Here is a 21,816-nt window from a genome sequence, read left to right on the forward strand (position 1 = left end):
CCTAGCGGGGCGGACGGCCGCCGTCGTGTTCCTCACGAAAGCCGACTGCGAGGCCTTTGTAGTCCAGTCGCTCACCGGCACCTACGCCCTACTCAGCGTCGCCTCGGGCGACCTCGTAGCAGCGCGGGGCGACGTGTTTGAGGGCGGCGTGCTTCGACCGGGGCGGGTGACGTTTCGCTACCTCCCAGTAGACACCGTCCAAGACCGCCGAGAGGCTCGCCAAGTCATCCTCAACGTGGATGCGACCGGCCTCTCCGTCACCGCAGCGCAGGCCGCGTTGCAGACAGCATGCCCTGCCTCTGGATGAATTGGATGTTTCGTTTAGAAACACGACCGGTAAAAAAGTCGAGTCACTTCGGGGCGATGTAGTCCAGACGCTTACACGGGCACCCTCCTAAAACCGCTACGGGCATCGTCTTAAAACGGCATGGGCTTCGCTGCAGGGCGCCCATCCCCTCCCTCCACCCGATCCCTCCCTGCAGCATGACTCCGGTCGTCTCTGCCCGTACGCCTGTTCGCTCCTTTACCCAGTTTCTCCCGACCACCCCCTCTTCACCGCACCTCCCTCATCGCGTCCTCGTCGTCGACGATTGCCCGGAACAGCGGCTCATCATCCGGAAAGTGCTCGAACGCTCTGGCGTCGCCGTCGATGAGGCCAGTTCGGGGTTTGAAGGTCTCAAGCTCTACGATGCCGCCCAACGGCAAGGCGCGGCCTATGAGGTGGTCTTGATGGACCTGCGCATGCCCGGGATGGACGGGATGGAAACCACCCGGCGCATGCTCGCCCGGCGAGCGACCGTGCGTCCACGCATCGTCGGGGTCACGGCCGAGCCGCACGAGGCGTTCTTTGCCGCGTGCCGGTCGGCGGGCATGGAGGCCATCGTGGCGAAGCCGTTTCGCGCGGGGTCGCTGCTCGTCGCCTGCATGAAGCGGCCGTGCGCATGAGGCAAGCAGGCACGCGCAAGCAGGCGGGCGTGCGCGAGCGCCATGGGCTGAGCGCGCAGCGGTAGCAGCGCGAAACCCTGTGCTGCATGAGACCCTGTGCTGCATGAGACCCCGTGCTGCATGAGACCCCGTGCTGCATGAGACCCCGTGCTGCATGGGACAGAGCGCGGTGCGATCTTGGAGCGCCGATCGCCTGCCCTGCTCCATGTCCGATTCGTCCTCTGCTCCTGATCCGATGCGCCGCTACGCGCTGGCGCGGTCGATCGTGTTCCAGGGGGTGCTCATGGTCGGCGGGCTGGCCGCGTTCTTCTTCCTGCTCTTCGAGATCGGGCAGGCGGTGAACCCGCTGCTGATTGGCGCGGTCGGCATGGCGATCCTGTGGCCGATCCGCAAGCAACAGGCTGCCCGCGCGCTCCTCGTGGCCGCAGGGCTGCTGCTAGCGTTTTGGCTGCTACGTACGCTCGGCGGCATACTTGCGCCGTTCGTGATCGTCTGGCTGCTGGCGTATTTGCTCGACCCCGCGGTGCAGTGGGCAGGGCGCAAACTCAAGATGCCGCGCTGGGCGGCTACGCTCCTGCTGACGCTGCTCGTGGTCGGCGTGCTGGTGCTGATCGGGCTGCTCTTCGTGCCGAACTTGATCGCGCAGGTGGAAACCTTGGCGCAGCGCGTGATCGAACTCCTCTCGACGCTGCCTGCGACGCTTGCGGACAACGCCCTCGTGCGCTATCTGGAGAACAACGGCCTCGTCGACATGGATGAGTTGGAGATGCAGCTCTCGGCGTTCCTCCCGGACCGCATCGCCGAGTTGGCGGGGCGCATCCCCGACGCCGTCGGCGGGATCTCGCGCTCGGTAGGCACCCTCATCGAGGCGATCACGGTGATCGTGCTGGTGCCGGTGCTGCTGTTCTACGTGCTCAAGGACTACCCGAAGCTGCGCGACACGCTCACCGAGCAGTTCCCGACCTACCAGGGCGACCGCGCCTACCTCTTCCGCAGCACCGAAATCCTCGGCAACTACCTCCGCGGCCAGCTCCTCATCTCCGCGATCTCGGCGTTCAACGTGTCGCTCTTCCTCGCGCTGTTCCGGGTGCCGTTCGCGTTCGTGATCGGGCTGCTCGCGGGCGTGCTCAACATGATCCCCAACCTCGGCGCGATCCTGACCAACATCATCGCCGTGGGGATCACGCTGGCGTTCGGCTCGCTCGGCGATGTGGCGGTGGTGGTGATCGTGCTGCTGGCGCAGGGGCTGCTGGAGCAGGCCGTGCTCACGCCGAACATCATGAGCCAGCAGGTCGGCCTGCACCCCGTGCTCATCATTCTCTCGCTGTTCGTCTTCGGCACGCTGATGGGCTTCCTCGGGCTGCTCCTGGCCGTACCGGTGACGGCAATCCTACTGACGTTCTACCGCGCCTGGAAAGACAACCGGGACGTCCAGGCCACTACGGAGCCAGGACTCTCGCTTGAATCGCCGCCGAGCGTGTGAACGCGTGGTGGTAGGCACGTCTGCAACGTGGTCTTGCCTCCCCACTCGCCTACGTCCACACCTACACACGTGCCTACCACCACGCTGAGCTTCCGGGCACCGCGCTCGTTTCACCCGCCCGCCTCGCTGCTCGGGCGCGCGCTCCGACGATGGATCGGCGACCCGCTCCGGGCCGAGGCGACCTACTGGATCGTGCTCGTGCTCACCGTGGCCATGGCGGTGATGGGCACGCAGTGGGGCTGGCTGTGGCTGCGCGACATGGCGTCGCCCGAGGCGTTTCTCGACGCGGCGGTGTGGTATGCGATCGCCCAAGCCGTCGCGCTCGTGCTATTTGTGCTCGTGGGCTATGTCGGCTGGCGGCCTGCCGTTGTGGTGACGCTGACCGACGAGACGCTGCGCATCCAGCAAGGGCCGGCGGCGTTGAAGGTCCCCCGCCCGTCGCTTCGCCGCGTACGCCCCATCGCCGCTACCGAAGAGCACCGCACGCTGCGCCGCCGTGCTGACGTACGCCGCTTCGTCGCCAAAGCGTACGACCCGCTGCTCGTCCTCGACGTGGACGGCGACGCGCCCATCGTCCTTGCACTGCCCGACGCCGAGCGCGAACGCTTCGAACAGACCCTACGTCCTTCGACCTTCGACCCTCTACCTTCGCCCCTCGGATGACCTTCACCCTCGCCGCCGAAGACCCGACGACCGACGCCCGCGCCGGTGTGGTCACGACCGACCACGGGGCCATCGAGACGCCGATCTTCATGCCCGTCGGGACGCTGGGCACCGTGAAGGCCGTCGAGCCGCGCCAGCTCCGCGACGACCTCGGCGCGCAAATCATCCTCGGCAACACCTACCACCTCTTCCTCCGCCCCGGCATGGAGGTCATGGAAGCCGCGGGCGGACTCCACCAGTTCATGCGATGGCACGGGCCGATTCTCACCGACTCGGGCGGCTTTCAGGTTTTCTCGCTCGCCGACAGCCGGAAGATCACCGAAGAGGGCGTCACCTTCCAGAGCCACCTCGACGGCAGCCGCCACCTCTTCACGCCCGAGTCGGTCTTGGACACGCAGCGCTCCATCGGCTCCGACATCATGATGGTGCTCGACGAGTGCCCGCCCGCCGACGTGGACGAGGCCTACGCGCGCAAAAGCAACGCGCTCACGATGCGCTGGGCCAAGCGCTGCCAGGACCACTTCCGCACGACGGAGGCGAAGTACGGGCACAGCCAGACGCTCTTCCCCATCGTGCAGGGCGTGACGTACCCGGCGGTCCGCCGCGAGTCGGCCCGGCAACTCGTCGATATGGACTTTGAGGGCTACGCCATCGGCGGGCTATCCGTGGGTGAGCCCGCGCCGGTGATGTACGAGGTCGTGGAGGTTGTCACGGCCGAGCTGCCGCGCGAGAAGCCGCGCTACCTCATGGGCGTCGGGACGCCTGCGAATCTCATCGAGAACATCGCGCGGGGCGTCGACATGTTCGACTGCGTGCTCCCGACGCGCAACGGCCGCAACGGCACGATCTACACGACCGAGGGCCAACTCAACATCCGCAACGCGAAGTGGAAGACCGACTTCTCGCCGATTGACCCAGGCCTCGACCACTATGCCGGGCACTTCTCGAAGAGCTACCTCCGTCACCTGTTGGGCGTCAACGAGGTGCTCGGGATGATGCTCGCCTCGCAGCAGAACCTGGCGCTGTTCCTGTGGCTCGTCCGCGAGGCCCGCCGCGCGATCACGGAGGGGCGCTACGGAGCGTGGATGCGCGAATGGCTGCCGAGGCTAAGCCGGCGGTTGTAAGATGGCGGCTGGCTGCCGGAGCGCCCTCTTTCCTGATCGCTTGCATGCGCGAGCCTCGCCGCACAGCCAACCGCTAGCTCACCGCCGACCGTCTCCTCGCCATGACCGACCCGCTCGAACCCCGGATGAAGCGCTCGGACGCACCGCCGCCGCGCGGGACGGCCGCGCCGCGCAACCTCATCTCGAAGAAGAAGGCCGTCTACCCGCTCAGCGACTACGTCCTCGAGTACCTCGTGCGCTACGGCCGCCTCGTCACGCGCGGCGCGGACTACGACAGCCTCCTCCGCTACGCCGGCGCGACCACGCTCTACGACGAGCAGGGGCACGACACGCTCTGGAACACCGTCTACTACGGCCCCGCCGATCAACGCGAGATCCACGACGCGCTGCTCCTGACCTACGCGCTCATCAAGTCCGACGGCGACCTCTCCACCATTGAGCACCTCCGCGTGGACCGCGTGGACGTCTGCCTCTACGCCAACACGCTCCCGTTCCGCGTCCGCATCGTCAACGCGCTGAATGAGAACTTCGACTACTTCTACGTCAAGCGCGTCGACGCCAACCGGGTCTACGGCCTCGAACTGGAGCACATCCTCTCGCCCAACCGCATCCACTATCTCGTCCACCCGTCTCGCAGCGGCAACGACACGGGGACGCTCATCGAGGAGCACATCATCGGCATCCCGGCCGACCGGTTCATCCGCGAGGCAATGCCCGCGAACCACTTCGACGAGGTCCGCCTCGCGAAGGAGTTCGTCAAGTTCAACGAGCGCTGCCTCGTGCGCCTCCTCGGCGACATGCACTCGGGCAACTACGTGATCGACATCACGCCCGACTTCGAGAAGATGCAGTACCGCATGCGCTCAATCGACTTCGACCAGCAGAGCCACCACTGGCGCAAGCAGGTCTACCTCCCGCAGTTCTTCGCGCAGAACAACGCCATCATCGAGCTTGCGATGGCGCACATCAACCGGCAGACGCTCGACCAGTACCAGCGCGAGGAGCGTGGCCTCATCGCCGGGCGGATCCGGTCGAGCGAGGGGCGCTTCGAGGCCCTCATGGAGGTGATGCGCGAGGACCTCATTGCCCCCGAGGCGCACGTGGCCCGGCTCGCGGCGCAGCTCGTCAACCACTACGGCGATCCCACCTTTGAGCTCTGCCACACGATGGGCGAACTCGTCTATGCCTCCCTGGACCGGCTACTACAGCGTTCGCTCCCATGAAGCGGCTCCCATGAAGCGGCTCCCATGAAGCGGCTCCCATGAAGCGGCTCCCATGAGCAGCAACGCGGGCCGAACCTAGACGACGCCGGCAGAGCAGGGCCGCGGTGGGCGAAGAGCCTCCGCTATCTATAGACTTCGATCATCACGTTCTCGGGTCGGATGCCCGACACGTAGGACACGGCGACGATCTCGACAGAGGCCGAGCTCAGACTGTTGCCCTGGGATTCGAACAGGCTCCCGAGCGCATAGATCACGAGACTTCCTTCGCCTCGGCGTCCGCTGAACTGGGGGACCGGGCAGAAGATGGTGCTGTCGTTGGACCGGTAGCACTCCGTGTTCTCTCGCGAGGCGAAGCCCGGCGTATCCGGGTTGGACGCCGTCACCTCCATGGTCACGGTTTCCCAGCCGAGTTGCTCGAAGATGCGCCCGGCTCCGGTGAACCCGTCTTCCCCGAGACCGCCGCCCATGGCGACAGGTTTCAGCTTCCAGGCCTGCGCCGAGGACGACAGGCGGACCAAGTCGAAAATGATGATGTCGACCTCAGACTTGCGTCGGTTCTCGACAAACGAATCGATCGCTGTCGCAGTGCCGAGGCCTATGATGATGATCGTCAGAACGAGGAGAAGAACTTGCTGTTGTCCCATGGAAGGCTACCGAAAGGGTGTGTATGGCACAGAGGACGTAACCAAGCCCTGTGCCGAGAATAGATGAAGCCTCCTGGGCATCCGGACACACGCCGACAGGGTCACTGTTGTGTGACACCGTTTGCCAGCCAATGCGGAACCGAACAGGCGGATGGCTGGACCCGCCGGATCCGACTGGATTATTTGTTATCACACGTTAACAGTATTCTCTTCACGATAATCCCATAAATAGTTGGTACACCATCTATCCCCCAAGATTACGGAGGTGCACCCGAAACCCTCGCCCTGCGACGTTGTACCGGCTCGTACCTGTGTAATTCCATTGACTCAGAGCCGCGTTGCCGCTATTCTTGGCGTCCATCCGGCATCGCCTCACTGGCCTCAACCACTGGCCTCAACCTTCGCCCCGATGCGTCTCGCGTTCGCTACCGTCGTTCTCGCGCTCCTGCTCATTGCCGCGCCCGCCGAGGCGCAGTTCCGCACCGACGCGCCAGGTCGCCCGGCCCCGGTGATGGTCACCGAAAACCCCGGCGGGGCCGCCCTCGGGCGCTTCTTCAGCGGCGACAAGTTCAAGCTGTCGCACAGCTACGAGATGTCGTACTCGTCGTTCGGCAGCGCTGGTGGATTTGGAATGGGCCTGTACACAACGTCCCTGCGGTGGCAGCCCACGGCCAACCTCGCGGGCCGCGTGGACGTGGGCGTCGCGCACGCGCCGTTCGGCAGCAGCGATCTCCAGAGCGCGTTCGGCTTCAGCGAGGACCAGCCCGCGCAGGTCTTCATCCGCAACGCCGAGCTGGCCTACCGCCCGACCGAAAACAGCTTGATCCGCCTCCAGTTTAGCCAGAACCCCTTCGCACGGGGCGGTTACGGCTATGGCAATCAAGGGATGTATGGTTATAGCCCCTACTTCGGCGGCTCGTCGTTCCGCGCCAGCTACGGATCCTCGGACTACGACGCGCTCTTCTGGCGCAACTAAGCGGCCCGGCTAGCCTATGGCGACGACCCGTCGCGCCTCGTCGCCCATCGCGGGGGCGCTCCTCAACCTGGCCCTCGTCGTCTGCGGCGTCCTCGCCTTAGCGCTGCTCTACGCGCTCGCCAACCGCTTCCTCGCGCCTCGCGCCGACGCCGTCCGCGAGGCCAATCCCGCGCAACTCCAGGGCGACATCATCCAGGTCGAGGTGCGCAACGGCTGCGGCGATCCTGGGCTCGCTGCCACAGCCACGGAATACCTCCGCGACCAGGGCTTCGACGTCGTCGCGAGCGGCAACGTCCCCGACTTTGGGGTGGCGATGTCGGAGGTCGTCGACCGGATCGGCGACCGGGCCGCCGCCCTGAAAGTCGCCGCGGCCCTTGGCGTGCCCGAGGCGCGCGTCCGCGAAGAGCGCCGCGACCTCTACCTCGACGCGAGCGTGATCCTCGGCTGCGACTACGCCACGCTGCGCCCGTTCGACTGACCGCCCCCCGGCGACCTTGCCAGACCGCTCCGCGCCGCCAGCTTCGGGCAACTCTGCGCCGCGATAGGCGTAGCTTCCCCTGTCTCGTTTCCCTACGACCTCACACCGCTCCTACCGCTTCAGCCAACCCTCCGCTCCGCTCATGCCCGACGCCCCCACGAAGCCGACCCGTCCCGACGCGCCCAAGCAACGCCCGACCTCGACCGAGACCCGCACGCTCGTCGAACTGGCCGTCGCGGCGATGCTGGACAAGAAGGCGGCGGACGTGACGGTGATGGACCTGCGCGGCGTCTCGGGCGTGGCCGACTTCTTCGTAATCGGCACGGGCACCTCGGACACGCAGATCAAGGCCATCGCCGATGGCGTGCGCATGGGCATCAAGGAGACGACCAGCGAACTGCCGTGGCACCGCGAGGGCTACCAGTCGCTCGTGTGGGTGCTGCTCGACTACGTGGACGTGGTGGTGCACGTCTTCGACGCTGAGAAGCGCGCGTTCTACGACCTAGAGCGCCTCTGGGGCGACGCCCCGCGCGAGCTCGTCGAGGACGGCTACGAGCAGATCGCGCTCTTCGACATGCCCGCCTCGTGAACGCCATGCTCCGGTCGGCTCTGTTCTTCGCTGCCCTGCTCGCCCTCGCGGCGTGCGGCGGCTCCGACCGCGTCGCGGCACCAGACGACACGTTCGGCCACCGCTTCGACGACGGAGCGCCCGACGTTCGCGAGACGATGGCGCTCGCCCCGCGCGACACCACCCAAGACTACTTCAGCTACCCGGCGGTCGTGGACACGCTGCACGTGCGTCCGGCGCCGCTGGGCCGCATGACCGACGAGGGCGTCCCCGTCGAGGTGCTCGTCAAGGGGGCGCTTCCAGACGGCTGCTCGCAGCTTGCCGACGTCGAGCAGGAGCGCGCGGGCAACCTCATCACGGTCACGCTCACGATGCAGCGGCCGAAGCGCGCCTTCTGCACGCAGGTCGTGCGCCCCTTCCGCTTCTACCTCCCCCTCGACGGACGCTACCAGCCCGGCGCGTACACGCTGAAGCTCAACGACCAGACGCGCCCGTTCGAGATCGCCGCCCCCGAGTCTGAGTCGTGACGACGCGCCCCCTTCGATGACAAAGCTCGACGAGATCATTGAGACGTTCCAGTTCGTGGAGCCGCCGATGCGGCTGGAACTGCTGCTGGACTACGCCAACAACCTGCCGCCGCTGCCAGAGTCGCTCAAGGCGAAGCGCGACGCCGGACTCGGCCGTGTGCACGAGTGCCAGTCGCCCGTGTTCGTCTTCCCCGAGGTCGAGAACGACGCGGTAGCCCTGCACGCCTGGGCGCCCAACGAAGCCCCAACGGCCCGCGCCTTCGTGTCGCTCCTCATCGACGCGCTGGACGGCGCTGCGCCTAGCGACGTGGCGGCCGTGCCGGACGACCTCCTGAACCGCCTAGGCATCGGGAAGCAGCTCGGCATGACCCGCCAGCAAGGCCTGGCTGGCGTGCTCTACCGCGTGAAGCACGGCGTTGCCCAAGCTCAGGAGGACGAGGCCCGGGGGGACACGGCGTGAGTCGCTTCGGTGCCCTCCTGCTCGCGCTGCTCGTCGTCGTGCAGGCCGGGTGCTACCTCCAGCCGCGCCCGCTCACGCCGCCTGCACCGCCGCCGCCCCAGGCCCTTCAGGCGTCGCCTGCCAACTTTCGTGCGTTTGACGGGGCCGACGACCTCGCGGCGTACCTCCGCTGGACGCCCGACGCGCTGCCGCTCGTGAGCGCCCACCGAGGCAGTCCGGCTCCCGGCTACCCGGAGAACAGTCTCGCCACCTTCGACCGCGCGCTCGCCTACGCCCCGGCCCTTCTGGAGACCGACGTGCGCATGACGGCGGATGGCGTCCTTGTGCTCCTCCACGATGAGACGCTCGACCGTACTACGACGGGCACCGGCCTCCTCGCAGAAACGAACGCCGGCGACCTCGACGGCCTGCGCCTGCTCGATGTGGTCGGACGCGAGACGCCCTTCTCCATCCCAACGCTCTTAGAAGCGCTGGCGTGGGCCGAGGGCCGCGCGGTCCTGCTGCTCGACATCAAGCGCGACGTGCCGCCGGGTCCGGTGGTCGAGGCCATTCGGGACGCTAACGCAGGCAACCGCGTTGTCGTGATCGTCTATTCGGCCGAGGACCTCGCGGCGTTCTACGCCCTCGCGCCGGACCTTGTCTATTCCGTCACCACGCGCTCAAGCGACGACCTAGACGCGCTGCTCGCGGCTGGCGCCGACCCGGCACGCTGGATCGCGTTCACGGGCGTCGGCGACTTTGCCCCGGTGGTCATCGAGCGGCTGCATGCGCTCGGCGTCCGCGCCCAACTCGGCACGTTCGGCGCGCTCGACTCGGCGGCGTTCGTGGAGGGTCCAGCCGCGTATCACGCACTCCTAGACGCAGGCATCGACGTGATCGCAACGGACTTCGTGCCCATCGCGGCGTTCGCTGTGCAGCAGTGGGTGGCCCAGCAACAGCAGCGCCCGACAGACTGAGCCTGCCGGGCGCTGTGCGGTGTCACACGAAAGCAATACTAGGCTGTCAGGACTTGTGATCGTGTCATCCTGAACTCGTCGCAGGATTTCTAACGTTTGCGGCGCTTCGGGACATAACTGGGTTGCTGAATCAAGTTCAGCATGACAAGGGCGAAAGTGATTAGCTCAACTTGGTATCACTCGGTCACCTCGGCGTGCGCCTCGTCGATGAGCGAGCTGATGCAGTCGGCCGAGAACGCCGCGGCGGTGTTGGCGACGAACTGGCCGTTGATGGTCAGCTTCGGCACGGAGACGCGACCCTCGCGCGAGATGTCGACGCTCGCGTAGTTGCGGGCGGAGGCCACCTTCATCGCGTAGGTGCCCGACGTGAGGCGCTGTCGAAAGCTGGCCCCGTCGAGATCGATGCTCTCCGCGATCGTGACGAGGTCGTCGATGGAGAGCAGCCGCTTGTCCTCAGTCTCCTGCATGGCGAACTGGCCGGCGAGCATCTCGGCGAACTTGTCGCTCTCGCCCGCCACGTAGAGCGCCTCGATCTGCGGAATGGACTCGTTCCAGAGCGCAAACGGGAAGTAGTAGAACTTGGCCTTGCCGCCATACTGCCCGACAAGCGCGTCGAGGGTGCCGTGGAGATGGCGGCAGTGGGGGCAGTTCGGATCGAAGATCTTGACGATGGTGACGGGCGCATCGTCCCGACCGTCGTAGCCGATGCCCGTGGTGTAGCGCGAGAGGTCGCGGAGCGGGGCCGCACCGGGCTCGTACTCACAGCCAACGGGGCGCGAGGCGGGCGTTGCTGCGGCAGCAACCGGGGCCGCTGCCGGAGCCTCGTCGGCCACGGGCTCCGCGGCAGCAGGGTCTTGCGCCGCGGGCTCGTCCGCGGGCAGTTCGATGGGCGACGCGTCGGCAGGCGCATCGGCCCCCACATCCTGCGTGGCAGCCGCCGTGACCGGGGTCGCGTCCGCGATGGGCGTGAGCGTCTCGCCGTCGTTGATCGTGTTGAAGTAGGCGATGTCGGCGACCGCGAGCGTGACGACCAGCGCAGCGGCGACGCCGAAGCGCTTGAACTCTAGGCCGCTGAACGAGGCCACCGTGGGCAGCGTCGCCTTCGAGAAGCGCTCGGCGAGGTGCAGGCCGAAGATCACCGTCACGAGGCCCGCCGAGGTCGTGCAGAGCACGCACCACGCGCCCATGGACGCCTGGACGCTCACGAGGTAGACCGAGTAGGCAAAGCCAATGGCGGCGAGGCCGAGGCTGGCCGTGCGGAGCGTCTTGCGCGGCGCGCCCGTCGGAATCATCGCGAAGCGCAGCCCGGCGATGCCGACGTAGAAGAGCAGGCCCCAGAACACGTTGGAGACGCCCAGGAACGTGCCCGCTGCCGACGAGGTGACGGTCTCGCAGCCGACCTGCTGCACCGTGGCCGGGTCGGAGAGGCCGAGGCAGCCGCGGTTGAAGCCGGCGGTCTGCTGGCTGTAGAGGTGCGCCACGAGGAAAACGCCCACGAGCGCGAGGCCCAGGATGATGCGGTGGAGGAGCGGACGAGCCGCCCGGTCGGTCGAGGCCATAGCAGGAAGCAGTAGCAGAGTGCGGGAAAACCGAAGGAGAGAACCTGGGAAGACGGCGCGGTTACGCCGATGCCGTGCGCGGGTTCAGCTTAACACGCTCTTTGCCCGTGCGCGCGGACAACGTGCGAGCGCGCAAGCATCGTACCCGCCCGCGCATCTGCATCGGGCCTTCAAGGCTCACTCAATGGGCTCGACCACCACGAGGTCGCTTTCGGCTCGGACGGTCTGTGCCGCCACCAGCCACTGCCCATCGGGCGACGCCGCGAGCCCCTGGATGCGCCCCGGCAAGGCGTCGAGCGTGGTGAGCAGCGTGTCGCTCCGGTCGGCGAGGCGCAGCCGTCGAATCTCGACGCCGTCGCCCTTACGCTGGGGATAGACGATCGCAGGATCGGTCGCGGCATCGACGACGCTCCAGTTGCCCCAGTCCTGGCGTGCGAGATCCGCGAGCAATCGCTCCTCAGGCGCGGTGCGGCTCGGGCGGAGCCACAGCCCGGGCTCGGTCTGCCGCATGTACACGAGGCCGCCCTCCGGCAGCACCGGGCTTGCAGGCAACGCCTCGCCGACGTAGCTGCCGAGCGGCCCCACGCGCTCCGGCGCGCCGCCATCGACCTCCACGCGCCACAGCGCCCACGCTGCGAGCGTGTCGACGGTCATTGGATCGGGACGGTTGGAACCGAAATAGACAGAGCGCCCATCCGCGCTCCAACGCGGGCCGACGTCGTAGCCCGCCGCGTCGGTGAGCGCGCGTGGCTGTCCGCCCGCGGCGTCGAGCACATAGACGCTTGCCTGCTGCTCCACCTGCGCCTCGAACGCGAGACGCTGCCCATCGGGGCTCCAGCGCACGGCACCGACCAGCGGACCACCGAAGTCGGTCAACCTGCGCGGCGCATCGTCCTCGGCGACGTAGACTTCCGGCGCGCCCGACCGCGTCGAGACAAACGCAAGGCGACCATCAGAGGCCAGCACCGGAGCGGTGTCCTCGGCGGTCGAGGTCACGAGCGGCTGCCAGTCCGTCGCCGCGTCCCATGCGAAGAGATCGATCTCGACCTGCTGCGCGGCCAGCACGAGCCGCCCAGCTGCCAGCGTCGGCGAGCGCAACCGCCCCGCCGCCGCTACGGGCAGCCGCGTGGGCGTGCCTCCATCCAGACCCACACGCCACAGCGCCTCCGCTCCGTCGCGGTTGGCGACATAGACGATCGACGATCCATCGGGCGTCCAGGCGTGTCCACGGATGCCTCGCCCGTCGGTCGTGATTCGGCGCGGCCCCCCATCGAGACCGAGCAGGAACAGGTCTTCCTCGCCCTGCGCATCGTGGCGAACAAAGGCGATGGTCTGTCCGTCGGGTGATGCCGATGGATAGAGGTCGCCGAGCGTTCCGGCAGGCGGGTCGGTGAGGAGCCAACGCGTACCCGTCGCCGGGTCGAGTGCAGCGAGGCGATACGGCCCCGTGAGCGAGTCGCGGACGAGGGCCACGAGCGCGCCGTCGGCCGCCGCGAGGCCCCACCGGCCGACAGGCACGTCCGTGAGACGACGCGGTGCGCCGCCCGTGGCAGCGACCTGCCAGACGGTGCAGACGAGCGGCTCGGCGCAGCGCAGAAACCACAGCGCGTCGGCGTCGCGGTGCCAGACGGGATGCACGTCGCTGTCCGGATCGTCGGTGAGGCGAAGCGGTGCGCCCCCGGTCCGTTGGGCGTCGAGGCTTTGCACGGCGAGGTCGTAGGAGGTGCCGCCGCGCGGAAGCGCCACATACGCGACGCGCTGGCCGCCGGGCGCGAGCGCGGGGTGGATCTCGGCTCCTGCTGCCCGGGTGAGCGGGCGCACCGTCGGCGCTGTCTCTGACGATCGCCCAAGCAGCAAGGCGACCAGAAGCACCAACAGCCCCACCCCGATGGCAACCGTTAGTCCGATGGCAACCGTCAGTCCGATGGCAGCCGTCAGTCCGATGGCACCACGCCCCCCTTTCACACCAGGCAGCGGGTCTGGCTCGACGATGGGCTCGACCGGCGCGACGAGCCGGTAGCCGACTGTCGGGATCGTCTCCACGAAGCGCGGCGCGGCGGGGTCGTCGCCGAGGGCGCGGCGCAGCTTCGAAACGGCGCGGTTGAGCGCGTCCTCCGAGACGACGACCTCGGGCCACACGCTCGCCATCAGCGCCTCGCGCGTGACTGGTTTGCCAGCCTCCGCTGCGAGACAGGCGAGCACCGCCATCACCTTGGGCTCGACGCGCCCCACTTTTCCTGTCTCGACCTGACGCAATGCGTTGGCGCGCACCTCGACCTCCCATTCGTGCAGGCGGAATCGGTCGGGAGCGAGGTCAGGCATCGGATGCAGAGCGTCGAGGAGGCCAAAGCTACCGGCAGCGGGCACGGTCGATGGAGGCGCGCGGCGTTCTGCCCCGTCGATTTCGGGGCCAAATCGGCGTCGTCAGGAAAACGTCAGGCGGTCGTCAGCCTCTCGGCACGGGACGACGAGGCGCAGCGGGCTACGCTGCAGCGCTTTCGTTTCGCTCACCCGACACCCTCGCAATGCTTCGCCTTTTTGTCTTCGCGCTCACGCTCGTTGCGCTCCCCAGCACTGCTCAGTCCATCGTCTATGTGGACGCCGACGCCACCGGCAACGCCGACGGCTCGTCTTGGACCGATGCCTATGCCGACCTTCAGAGCGCGCTCACAGCGGCGCCCCTCGGAGCCGAACTGTGGGTGGCCGAAGGCACCTACCGCCCCACCAAGGGCACCGACCGGACGGCCTCGTTCGAGTTGCGTACGGGCGTCGCGCTCTACGGCGGCTTTGCCGGCACTGAGACAGCCCGTGACCAGCGCGACTGGACGGCCAACCCGACCATTCTCAGCGGCGGCATCGGCACGCTGGGCGACGACACCGACAACACCTACCAGATCGTCACCGGCGAGGACGTAGACGGGACGACGGTGCTCGACGGCTTCACCGTGACGGGTGCCCGCGCAGACGGCACCTCGCCGCGCAACCGAGGCGGCGGGCTCTACCTGCTGCGCGGCGAGCCGGTGCTGCGCCACCTCCTCATCACGGGCAATCGCGCCGATCAAGCTGGCACCCGCGCGGCCTTCGGGGCGGGCGTCTTCTGCGGTACGGGCTGCAACGCGGTGCTGGAGGACATCGTTTTCCGCGACAACGTCTCCGAGGGCGGCGGCGGCGGGATGTCGTGCAAAGGCTCCGCGACTCCGGTGCTGCGCCGCGTCCGCTTCGAGAACAACGCCGCGGGCATCCTCGGCGGCGGGATGACGAACGACACTGGCTGCGACGCCGTCGTGATCGATGCCGTGTTCCTCGGCAACACGGCGCGCTACAGCGGCGCACTCGACAACTTCCGCGACGCCGATGCAGTGCTCATCAACGTAGTCTTCGAGGGCAACGAGGCGAGCGAGTACGGCGGCGCGATGATCAACGACGACCGCAGCGATGCGCTCATGGTGAACGTCGTCTTTGCGAACAACCGCGCGCTCAACACCACCGACGCCGGTGCGGGGGCGCTTCAAAACAACAGCAGCACCCCGACGCTCATCGGCGCGACGTTCGCGGGCAACACGGCCGTCAACGGCGCGGGCGCGCTCGGGCAACGCGGGAGCACGACTCTGACGGCACGCAACCTCGTCCTCTGGGGCAACAGCAGCGAAGTTCGCAACGAGGGCAGCGCCACGCTCGACCTCGCGAACGCGCTCGTACAAGGCGGCTATGCCGACGGCTCCGTGATCCTCGACGCCGCCCCGCGCTTCGTCCGCGCCCCCGGCACCAACGGAGAAAATGACGCGGGCGACCTGCGCCTCCAAACCGGCTCGCCCGCCCTCGACGCGGGCAATGCCGACGTGCTCCCGCCCGACACCTACGACCTCGACAACGACGGCGACACCACCGAGCCGCTTCCGCTCGACCTGCTCCGCCTGCCGCGCGTGTCCGGCGCTACGCCCGACCTCGGAGCCTACGAAGGTGCCGTGTCGGTAGCCGGAGAGCCGGACCCCACCCCGCGCGGCGCCGTGCTCGACGCGCCCTACCCGAACCCGTCGCGCGGGCACTTCACGCTGCCGCTATCGCTTGCCGAAGCCGGTCCCGTCCGCGTCACGCTGCACGACCTACTCGGCCGCACCGTCGCTGTGCTCCTCGACGACGTTCGCGCCGCGGGCTCCCACACGCTGGAGGCCCGTCTCGACGACCTTCCGGCGGGCCTCTATCTCGTCACGCTCCATGTGGCAAACCATACCGAGCATCGCCTTTTCACGCTGACGCGCTGAATTCGCCGATGGCTGACGACCGCAGCCGCTCGCCCGCCTCAGAAGCTGTAGCGCACGCGGGCGTAGGCGTTCGTGTTGTCGGCGAGTTGCCCGAAGAACGTGGGGGCGTCTCCGAAGAACAGGTTGCCGCCGAGTGTGAACGTGACCGCGTCGCTCCACTGGTGCTGGACGACGGGCCGCACGTAGCCGTCGCCGTCGTTGGGGCTGACGAAGGCGAAGAGCGACAGCACGACAGTCTGCTGCCGCAGCAGGTACGTCCACCGGCTCGTGACGACGTGCCGCGTCTCGCTCGGCTCGACCTCGGGGGCAAAGCTGTTAGCGATCAGCGCATCATGGTCGCGCGTGTGTTCGAGGTAGTACTGCACCCCGAGCGTGAGGTTGGTCGCCAGCTCGCGCTCGTGCCCAACGAGCCCGCGCAGTTGGCTGTTCGGCATGAACGGGTCGGTCCCGTCTCGATCGTCGCGCGAGTCGTAGTAGGCGACCTCGGCCTGGCTGATGCCGCCCGCGAGCTCGCCGCGCAGGCTGGCACCGACTGCGCTGAGCGGCGCGTACGTCGGCGTCCCTGCGGCAGGGTCGAACGCCAACGGTTGCTTCGTGAATCCGGCGTAGCCGTAGAGCGCCGCCTCGACGCTGCCCAGCGTGCGGTAGACGCGCACCGCCACCTCGCTGTGGCCGAGCGTGGCGTCGGGGAGCCGCGGTTCGATGGGCGCATCCAGCGTCTCCATCCCAACGCGCTGCCCGGAGATGGGGTCGAAGAACGACAGCCGCTCGCCCGTGAGCGTGCGGTCCGGCGTGAACCGTGGCATCCAGGCCACGTCGAGGTTCGCGACGGGGCTGTAGGCCGTCGCGCGCACGGCGTTGGCGGGAGCCTTCAAGAACTCGTCGTCGCGCCCGATGAAGAAGGCGACGAAGTCCTTCGGAAAGAGGTCGTTCAGGAAGAGCAGGTCGCCGGTGCCCCACGTCATTACCTGGCGCCCGAGACGCAGCGCGACGGCGCTCCCAGGCTGCAGTGCCACGAGCGCCTGCCGGATGTCGAGGTCAATACGCTCCGTCACCTCGTCGGCGATCACGTCGCCCTCGAAGCGAAGGTCGGCGCGGTCGGTGACGTGCTCCAGGTCGAGCCGGAACCGCGCCTCGTTCATCACGAAGTCGCCCGGCTGCGTCGGGTCGTCCACGAGGCGGCTCGCGGTCCCGACCTCGACAATCCCGTGCAGTTCGACGGGCAGCGCAGCCTCATCGTCCCAGTCGTCGTCCCAATCATCCTCCTGGGCGAGCACAGCGGGTGCGGCAAGCAGGAGCAGCATCACGAAGAGGACGTGCACTGCCATCTGGGGACTCAACCAGATCTCGAGAGGGAGAGGAGTGTGACCTCTCTGTCTAACCGTGGTCATCCCGAGCGGAATTCGCCTAGCGAATGGAGCCGAAGGATCTCGGTTGTATTTCCAGGTCAAGGTGAGGCTTGGGTGCCGGCACGGAGATTCTTTACTCGCGGGAGCCTTCGGTTTGACTCGCTGCGCTCGCTCGGAATGACATCGTCTTTGCGAGCCCCTCCCCTTGCCAGCCCGTTCGCGGGGATGGCACTGAAGTGCGTTCACGCCCTCTTTCACCATGAGTGGCCTCACCGTGTGCGGAACCACTGGCGGTCGGGGTTGCGGAGCGTGCGCTCGGTGAACACAGCCTCGGGGATATCGAGGTCGTAGTCGATACGGCGGATCTCGGAGATCGTGTGCCCGCCCGTGCGGAGGTCGGACACCTTCATCGTCGTCGCCGTCGGGTGGCCCTCCACGGTCTCCACAGCGAGCGTCTCGATGCGTCGGTAGACGTCGCCGTCGGCATCGACGTACTCCATCGTCATCGGGAGGAACGTGGTCTTGTCGATCCAGACGGTCCACGCAGCGAACTCGGCCGAGCCAGGGTCGACGGGGGTGTTGCGGACGACGTAGTGCGTGTCGGTCGCCTCGATCAGCTCGTGGCGGTCATCTTCGATGGCGCGGCCCGAGATGTCCTCGTACAGAAAGTCAGAGCCGACGAAGCTGGTGCGCTTGTCGCCCGCCGCGATGCGCTTGACGAGGTCGAGGCTGGGGAGGTAGAGCCAGCGGTCGTCGTCGCGCCCGACCTGCTTCTTGACGAGGAAGACGGTGCCGCGCACGTCGGCAGGGCGGCTGAAGAGGACGACGTAGTCCTGGTCGCCGCCGTCGGCGCGGTCGCGCCTGAGGATCGTGAACTGCCGGACGCGCTCGCGGCCCTGGGCGTCCACGATGGTGAGCCGCGCCTGCGCCCGTCCGTCGTCGCCCGCGTAGTACGCCGAGCGGTTGGCCCGGTCGATGATCGCCTCGACGTCGGTGAGGTCTTGGGCAGAGGCGGGTCCTGTCCACACGAGCGCGAGGAGCAGCATCGCCACCAATTTCTCAAAGGTTAGCAATCTCTTCAACGCAGCGTGTGCGTCGAGCTTTGTGCGGCTCCCCCCGCTTGACACGCCTGGACGGCGGCCAAGCTGTCCCCCTCGTGCACGAGGGGGACAGTTCGAAGAGCGACCACAGGGAGACGATGAGAACGGGGGGAGCCGTTGCGACTCCATGCTCGGTTGTTTCTGGTAAGCGATAGTAGCCACAGCAGTACGTCGAAGCATGGGTCAGGGAGAGGTTGGAGACGCGGGCGCCATAGAGCCGCTGCGACGGCCGCGCAAGCTACGCGCGGTACCCATCGCGGCTGGCAGCAGCAGGAGCGTGGCGAGGCACGAGGCAGCCATGATGGTGGCGAGGAAGACGCCGACGGTGTTGTACGGCACGAGCGGCGAGACCAAGAGCGGCAGGAAGCCGATGGCGATCACGAGCGCGTTGCGGGTGATCGCCCGCGCAGGCTCGGCGAACAGCGCCTGCATGGCCGCGGGCCAGTCGCCCAACTCGGCGAGGAGAACGCGCGAGCGCTGCAGGAAGTGAATCGCGAAGTCGATGGAGAGGCCGAGCGTGAGCGAGCTGAGGACCGCAATCGGCATGTCGTAGTCCTTCCCGACCCAGCCGATCAGCCCGTAGATAAACAGAATCGTGACTGAGAGCGGGAGCATGGCCAGCAAAGCAACCCACAGCGAGCGGAAGAGCACAAACATCATCACGAACACGATCGCGAAGCTGCCGAGCAGCGCGTTGAGCATGCCGTTCACCATCGCCTCCTGCCAGACGACGTTGAGGTAGGTCAGCCCCGCCCAGTCGACCGTCACGCCCCCCGGCGGCGGGTTTGCGGCGATGAAGGCGGCAACCTGCTCCGTCACGGCGAGCATGTCCTGGTTGTCGCCGCTCTTGAGCTGCACCCAGATCGTCGCGGCGTCGTAGTCGGGCGTGACGAAGTGCCAGAGGTCGTTCGGGCGGTGCGACGACTGGTAGCTGAGCAGCGTCTGCGCCACACCGCCGGACGTTTCGGGGAGCGAGAAGTAGGCCTCATCGCCGTCGCGTAGCGCGCGGTGGACGGTCTTGACGAGGTCCGGCAGCGCATTCGACTTGCCGACGTGGTCCGTGGCGAGGAGCGTGGCCTGCAGCGCCTCGACGTAGGAGAGCGTCGCGGGGTCGCGGAACGTCCCGCCCGAGCCGCCGCCTTCGAGCACGGCGAGTACGTCCTCCCACACCGCCAACACCTCGTCTGTGTCGGCCTCGCCCATGTCCGCGAAATCGAGTGCGTCGTAGACGCCATCGAGCAGCGCATCGAGATCGCCGTCCGCGTCGGCTCGGAGGTCCGCCCACTGCGCTGTCAGCACAGGATTGCCTGCGGACTCGACCACCGCCTCGGCCTCGTCGATGAGCGCGGTAGGGCTGGCCTCGCCGTCGTGGCGCAGGACGAGGTAGGCGTCGTAGGTCCCGCCGAAGTGCTGGTTGAGGACGCGGTCGGCGACGCGGATCTCGTGGCTCGCCCTAAACCACCGCACCGGGTTGTCGTTGATCGTGATCTGCGCCACGCCCCACGCACTGAACGCAACGAGCGCCACGGCCGCCACGACGACGGCCTTGCTGAACCGCACGGCGCGGTCGCCCAGGCGCAGCAGGCCTGTGGAGAGGAACGAGCCACGTTCGAGGGAGCGCGCGGCGGCTCGGCTCATCTTCGCGAGCTGCGCCTCGCTCATCACGGTGATATACGCCGGGACGAAGAGGATCGTGAGCGCGAACGCGAGGAGAATGCCGAACGCCACGAACAGGCCGAAGACGCGCACCGGCGGGATCGGGGCGAAGGCGAGCGAGGCAAAGCCGACGGCCGAGGTCAGCGAGGTGTAGAGCATCGGCGTGAACAGCTCCTCCATCACCTCGGCGAGGGCCTGCTGGCGGTCGCCTGATGTGCTGTAGCGGTCCGCAAACTCGCTCAGGATGTGGACCGAGTCGACGACGGCGATGGGCATGAGGAAGATGGGGATCATCGAGCTCATGATGTGGACCGGGAAGCCGAGCCCGATCAGCAGCCCCATCGTGGCGATGACGGTCGCGAGCGCGACGAGCATCGGCGAGGTGATGAGCGCGAAGCTGCGGAAGAAGAACCACAGCATGAAAAACACCATCAGCCCCGCCATCGGCGCGGCCACGCCCATCTGCACGAACATCTCGACGCCGAACGTCTCCTCGGCGACAGGCAGCCCAGTGATGTGCACGGCCTCGTCACCACTGCTGCTCGCCACGAGGGTACGGATCTCCTCGGCAACCCGGTGGCTCTCGCTCTTGTCCACGATGGGCACGTAGATCGCCGCCGCTTGGCGGTCCTCGCTCACGAGCGTGCCCAGGAACACGGGCTGGCGTTGTACCGCCGCCTGAATCGCCAGCGCCTCGGTGTCAGTCGAGGGCGGCTCGTCCATCATCCAGTCGAACCGCACGACACCCTCACCGTCGGAGCGCACATCGTCCACGGTGGCGAGCGAGAGCACCTCGTGCGCCACGACGCCGTCGATGGCCTCGATGCCGCGCGTGAGGGCGTGGACGCGCGTGAGCGTCTCGGCGTTGAAGACGCCGCTCGGATGCGCCTCGTTGACGACGCCGACGACGAGGAAGTCGTAGAGCGCGAAGTCGGCTTTCACGGCCCGGTGGAAGACGCGCGCGGGCTGGTCCTCCGGCAGCATGTTCTCCGGGTCCGTGTCGATCTGGAGGCGCGGGATGAGCGCACCGAGGCCGAGCGTGAGCAGCAGCACGCCCGCGAAGACCCAGCGGGGCCGCTGCGTGGACAGTGCCGTGAGAGAATGGGCGACGGACATAAGGGCGCGATGCGGAGAGCGGAACGGCGGGAATATAGAAGCGCCGTCGCCGGAGCAGCCGCAAACGAACGCGGCGGCGCTCGCTCTGGAGCACCGCCGCGCTGGGTGGGTCTAGCCTGGCCGATCAGCCGGGGCCGCTCAGTTCATGAACAGCTTGCCGTGCGGCGTCTGCCAGACGAAGGCCGTTGGGATGCGGGCCCGCGCGGGCGCTTCGTCCTCGACGGCGTCCTCGGGCTCGTCGTCGAGCAGCGCCTCCGCGTCGCGGATCGCGCCTTCGTCGACCGGGTCCGCAAACTCGTCGTACGCCGGGGCGAGTTGGATCAGGCCGCGAAGCTGCCCGACCTGCTCGCCGTCGCCGTCGAAGAGGAGCGCGCGGACGACCACGCGGTCTTCGGCGACCCCGGCCACGCGGGCCTGCGCCTCGATGGGGCCGGTCACGTCGAGCCGCTGCACGGCGACGGTGAAGCCTTCACTGGCGATAGCGCGGCCGTCGGCTACGGACTGCGCGGCGAGGCGGGCGGCGTCGCCGAGGGCCTTGGCGAAGAGCGCGCGGTCCACGCGGCCGTCGGGCCCCTCGTCGGTGTCGAGCAGCCGGAATTTGACGCGCGAGGCCCCGATGCCGACGCTCACGACGTCGAGGCGGTGGGCATGGGCGGGCGCGGTGCGGTAGGCGTCTTCGAGCGCGATCAAGAGCGTCTGGTGGATCATGGTCGGGTCCGGATGGGCA

At 67.7% G+C, this 21,816-nt stretch carries 20 protein-coding genes; 13 read left to right on the top strand and 7 right to left on the bottom strand.

Annotated features, from left to right (window positions below; genetic code table 11):
- Positions 1–25: 25 nt before the first annotated feature.
- The 6 genes from AAFU51_08405 to AAFU51_08430 all read left to right on the top strand — a co-directional run bounded on the left by AAFU51_08405 (position 26) and on the right by AAFU51_08430 (position 5,438).
- Positions 26–307: a hypothetical protein gene (locus AAFU51_08405; protein MEO1571277.1), complete on the top strand. Its 282-nt coding sequence runs from the start codon at positions 26–28 to the stop codon at positions 305–307.
- 176 nt (positions 308–483) lie between these two features.
- Positions 484–945, top strand: a complete 462-nt coding sequence (locus tag AAFU51_08410; GenBank protein MEO1571278.1) for a response regulator — start codon at positions 484–486, stop codon at positions 943–945.
- A gap of 205 nt (positions 946–1,150) precedes the next feature.
- Positions 1,151–2,428: an AI-2E family transporter gene (locus AAFU51_08415; GenBank protein MEO1571279.1), complete on the top strand. Its 1,278-nt coding sequence runs from the start codon at positions 1,151–1,153 to the stop codon at positions 2,426–2,428.
- Positions 2,429–2,497: 69 nt separating this feature from the next.
- Positions 2,498–3,091, top strand: a complete 594-nt coding sequence (locus AAFU51_08420; GenBank protein ID MEO1571280.1) for a hypothetical protein — start codon at positions 2,498–2,500, stop codon at positions 3,089–3,091.
- Entirely contained in the window at positions 3,088–4,215 is a 1,128-nt protein-coding gene (gene tgt / locus AAFU51_08425) for a tRNA guanosine(34) transglycosylase Tgt (GenBank protein MEO1571281.1), read from the top strand. Before AAFU51_08420 ends, tgt begins: the two co-directional genes overlap by 4 nt.
- 125 nt (positions 4,216–4,340) lie before the next feature.
- Entirely contained in the window at positions 4,341–5,438 is a 1,098-nt protein-coding gene (locus AAFU51_08430) for a hypothetical protein (protein MEO1571282.1), read from the top strand.
- A gap of 122 nt (positions 5,439–5,560) precedes the next feature.
- Here the strand turns inward: AAFU51_08430 and AAFU51_08435 are convergent, their stop codons facing one another.
- The gene (locus tag AAFU51_08435) at positions 5,561–6,082 is read right to left on the bottom strand and encodes a hypothetical protein (protein MEO1571283.1); all 522 of its coding nucleotides are present in this window, start codon (positions 6,080–6,082) and stop codon (positions 5,561–5,563) included.
- A 409-nt stretch (positions 6,083–6,491) separates the two neighbouring features.
- Here AAFU51_08435 and AAFU51_08440 point away from each other — a divergent pair, with 409 nt between their 5' ends.
- The 6 genes from AAFU51_08440 to AAFU51_08465 all read left to right on the top strand — a co-directional run bounded on the left by AAFU51_08440 (position 6,492) and on the right by AAFU51_08465 (position 10,047).
- On the top strand, positions 6,492–7,058 hold the full coding sequence (locus AAFU51_08440; protein ID MEO1571284.1) for a hypothetical protein: 567 nt from the start codon (positions 6,492–6,494) through the stop codon (positions 7,056–7,058).
- Positions 7,059–7,074: 16 nt separating this feature from the next.
- Positions 7,075–7,536 (top strand): LytR C-terminal domain-containing protein, encoded by a 462-nt coding sequence (locus AAFU51_08445; protein ID MEO1571285.1) that lies wholly within the window; start codon positions 7,075–7,077, stop codon positions 7,534–7,536.
- A gap of 142 nt (positions 7,537–7,678) precedes the next feature.
- Positions 7,679–8,125 carry a ribosome silencing factor gene (rsfS, locus tag AAFU51_08450; GenBank protein MEO1571286.1) on the top strand — a complete coding sequence of 149 codons (447 nt, stop codon included), beginning with the start codon at positions 7,679–7,681 and terminating at the stop codon, positions 8,123–8,125.
- Between the two features lie 5 nt (positions 8,126–8,130).
- A complete protein-coding gene (locus AAFU51_08455; protein MEO1571287.1) occupies positions 8,131–8,631 on the top strand; it encodes a hypothetical protein in 501 nt (166 codons plus the stop codon).
- A gap of 16 nt (positions 8,632–8,647) precedes the next feature.
- The gene (locus AAFU51_08460; GenBank protein MEO1571288.1) at positions 8,648–9,091 is read left to right on the top strand and encodes a SufE family protein; all 444 of its coding nucleotides are present in this window, start codon (positions 8,648–8,650) and stop codon (positions 9,089–9,091) included.
- Positions 9,088–10,047, top strand: coding sequence for a glycerophosphodiester phosphodiesterase family protein (locus AAFU51_08465; GenBank protein MEO1571289.1), 960 nt, complete (start codon positions 9,088–9,090; stop codon positions 10,045–10,047). Before AAFU51_08460 ends, AAFU51_08465 begins: the two co-directional genes overlap by 4 nt.
- Before the next feature lie 176 nt (positions 10,048–10,223).
- Here AAFU51_08465 and AAFU51_08470 read toward each other — a convergent pair whose 3' ends face one another.
- A complete protein-coding gene (locus AAFU51_08470; GenBank protein MEO1571290.1) occupies positions 10,224–11,606 on the bottom strand; it encodes a vitamin K epoxide reductase family protein in 1,383 nt (460 codons plus the stop codon).
- 177 nt (positions 11,607–11,783) lie between these two features.
- Positions 11,784–13,973 (bottom strand): winged helix-turn-helix domain-containing protein, encoded by a 2,190-nt coding sequence (locus AAFU51_08475; protein MEO1571291.1) that lies wholly within the window; start codon positions 13,971–13,973, stop codon positions 11,784–11,786.
- A 158-nt stretch (positions 13,974–14,131) separates the two neighbouring features.
- On the opposite strand from AAFU51_08475, the gene AAFU51_08480 reads away from it, so the two are divergent.
- Entirely contained in the window at positions 14,132–15,868 is a 1,737-nt protein-coding gene (locus tag AAFU51_08480; GenBank protein ID MEO1571292.1) for a T9SS type A sorting domain-containing protein, read from the top strand.
- Between the two features lie 38 nt (positions 15,869–15,906).
- Here AAFU51_08480 and AAFU51_08485 read toward each other — a convergent pair whose 3' ends face one another.
- The 4 genes from AAFU51_08485 to AAFU51_08500 all read right to left on the bottom strand — a co-directional run bounded on the left by AAFU51_08485 (position 15,907) and on the right by AAFU51_08500 (position 21,797).
- Positions 15,907–17,196, bottom strand: a complete 1,290-nt coding sequence (locus tag AAFU51_08485) for a hypothetical protein (protein MEO1571293.1) — start codon at positions 17,194–17,196, stop codon at positions 15,907–15,909.
- A gap of 290 nt (positions 17,197–17,486) precedes the next feature.
- The gene (locus AAFU51_08490; protein MEO1571294.1) at positions 17,487–18,263 is read right to left on the bottom strand and encodes an outer membrane lipoprotein-sorting protein; all 777 of its coding nucleotides are present in this window, start codon (positions 18,261–18,263) and stop codon (positions 17,487–17,489) included.
- A 237-nt stretch (positions 18,264–18,500) separates the two neighbouring features.
- Positions 18,501–21,089, bottom strand: a complete 2,589-nt coding sequence (locus AAFU51_08495; GenBank protein MEO1571295.1) for an MMPL family transporter — start codon at positions 21,087–21,089, stop codon at positions 18,501–18,503.
- Between the two features lie 138 nt (positions 21,090–21,227).
- On the bottom strand, positions 21,228–21,797 hold the full coding sequence (locus AAFU51_08500) for a hypothetical protein (protein ID MEO1571296.1): 570 nt from the start codon (positions 21,795–21,797) through the stop codon (positions 21,228–21,230).
- Positions 21,798–21,816: the final 19 nt, after the last annotated feature.

Source organism: Bacteroidota bacterium (genome assembly GCA_039821555.1).
In the GTDB taxonomy this organism is placed as follows: Bacteria; Bacteroidota; Rhodothermia; order Rhodothermales; family Rubricoccaceae; genus JBCBEX01.

What these genes read in the sequence shown, in the direction of transcription:
- AAFU51_08410 (MEO1571278.1), top strand. Translation starts at nt 484, where the DNA reads ATGACTCCGGTCGTCTCTGCCCGTACGCCTGTTCGCTCCTTTACCCAG.
- AAFU51_08415 (MEO1571279.1), top strand. Translation starts at nt 1,151, where the DNA reads ATGTCCGATTCGTCCTCTGCTCCTGATCCGATGCGCCGCTACGCGCTG.
- tgt (MEO1571281.1), top strand. Translation starts at nt 3,088, where the DNA reads ATGACCTTCACCCTCGCCGCCGAAGACCCGACGACCGACGCCCGCGCC.
- AAFU51_08430 (MEO1571282.1), top strand. Translation starts at nt 4,341, where the DNA reads ATGAAGCGCTCGGACGCACCGCCGCCGCGCGGGACGGCCGCGCCGCGC.
- AAFU51_08435 (MEO1571283.1), bottom strand. Translation starts at nt 6,082, where the DNA reads ATGGGACAACAGCAAGTTCTTCTCCTCGTTCTGACGATCATCATCATA.
- AAFU51_08440 (MEO1571284.1), top strand. Translation starts at nt 6,492, where the DNA reads ATGCGTCTCGCGTTCGCTACCGTCGTTCTCGCGCTCCTGCTCATTGCC.
- AAFU51_08445 (MEO1571285.1), top strand. Translation starts at nt 7,075, where the DNA reads ATGGCGACGACCCGTCGCGCCTCGTCGCCCATCGCGGGGGCGCTCCTC.
- rsfS (MEO1571286.1), top strand. Translation starts at nt 7,679, where the DNA reads ATGCCCGACGCCCCCACGAAGCCGACCCGTCCCGACGCGCCCAAGCAA.
- AAFU51_08455 (MEO1571287.1), top strand. Translation starts at nt 8,131, where the DNA reads ATGCTCCGGTCGGCTCTGTTCTTCGCTGCCCTGCTCGCCCTCGCGGCG.
- AAFU51_08460 (MEO1571288.1), top strand. Translation starts at nt 8,648, where the DNA reads ATGACAAAGCTCGACGAGATCATTGAGACGTTCCAGTTCGTGGAGCCG.
- AAFU51_08470 (MEO1571290.1), bottom strand. Translation starts at nt 11,606, where the DNA reads ATGGCCTCGACCGACCGGGCGGCTCGTCCGCTCCTCCACCGCATCATC.
- AAFU51_08480 (MEO1571292.1), top strand. Translation starts at nt 14,132, where the DNA reads ATGCTTCGCCTTTTTGTCTTCGCGCTCACGCTCGTTGCGCTCCCCAGC.
- AAFU51_08485 (MEO1571293.1), bottom strand. Translation starts at nt 17,196, where the DNA reads ATGGCAGTGCACGTCCTCTTCGTGATGCTGCTCCTGCTTGCCGCACCC.
- AAFU51_08490 (MEO1571294.1), bottom strand. Translation starts at nt 18,263, where the DNA reads ATGCTGCTCCTCGCGCTCGTGTGGACAGGACCCGCCTCTGCCCAAGAC.
- AAFU51_08495 (MEO1571295.1), bottom strand. Translation starts at nt 21,089, where the DNA reads ATGTCCGTCGCCCATTCTCTCACGGCACTGTCCACGCAGCGGCCCCGC.
- AAFU51_08500 (MEO1571296.1), bottom strand. Translation starts at nt 21,797, where the DNA reads ATGATCCACCAGACGCTCTTGATCGCGCTCGAAGACGCCTACCGCACC.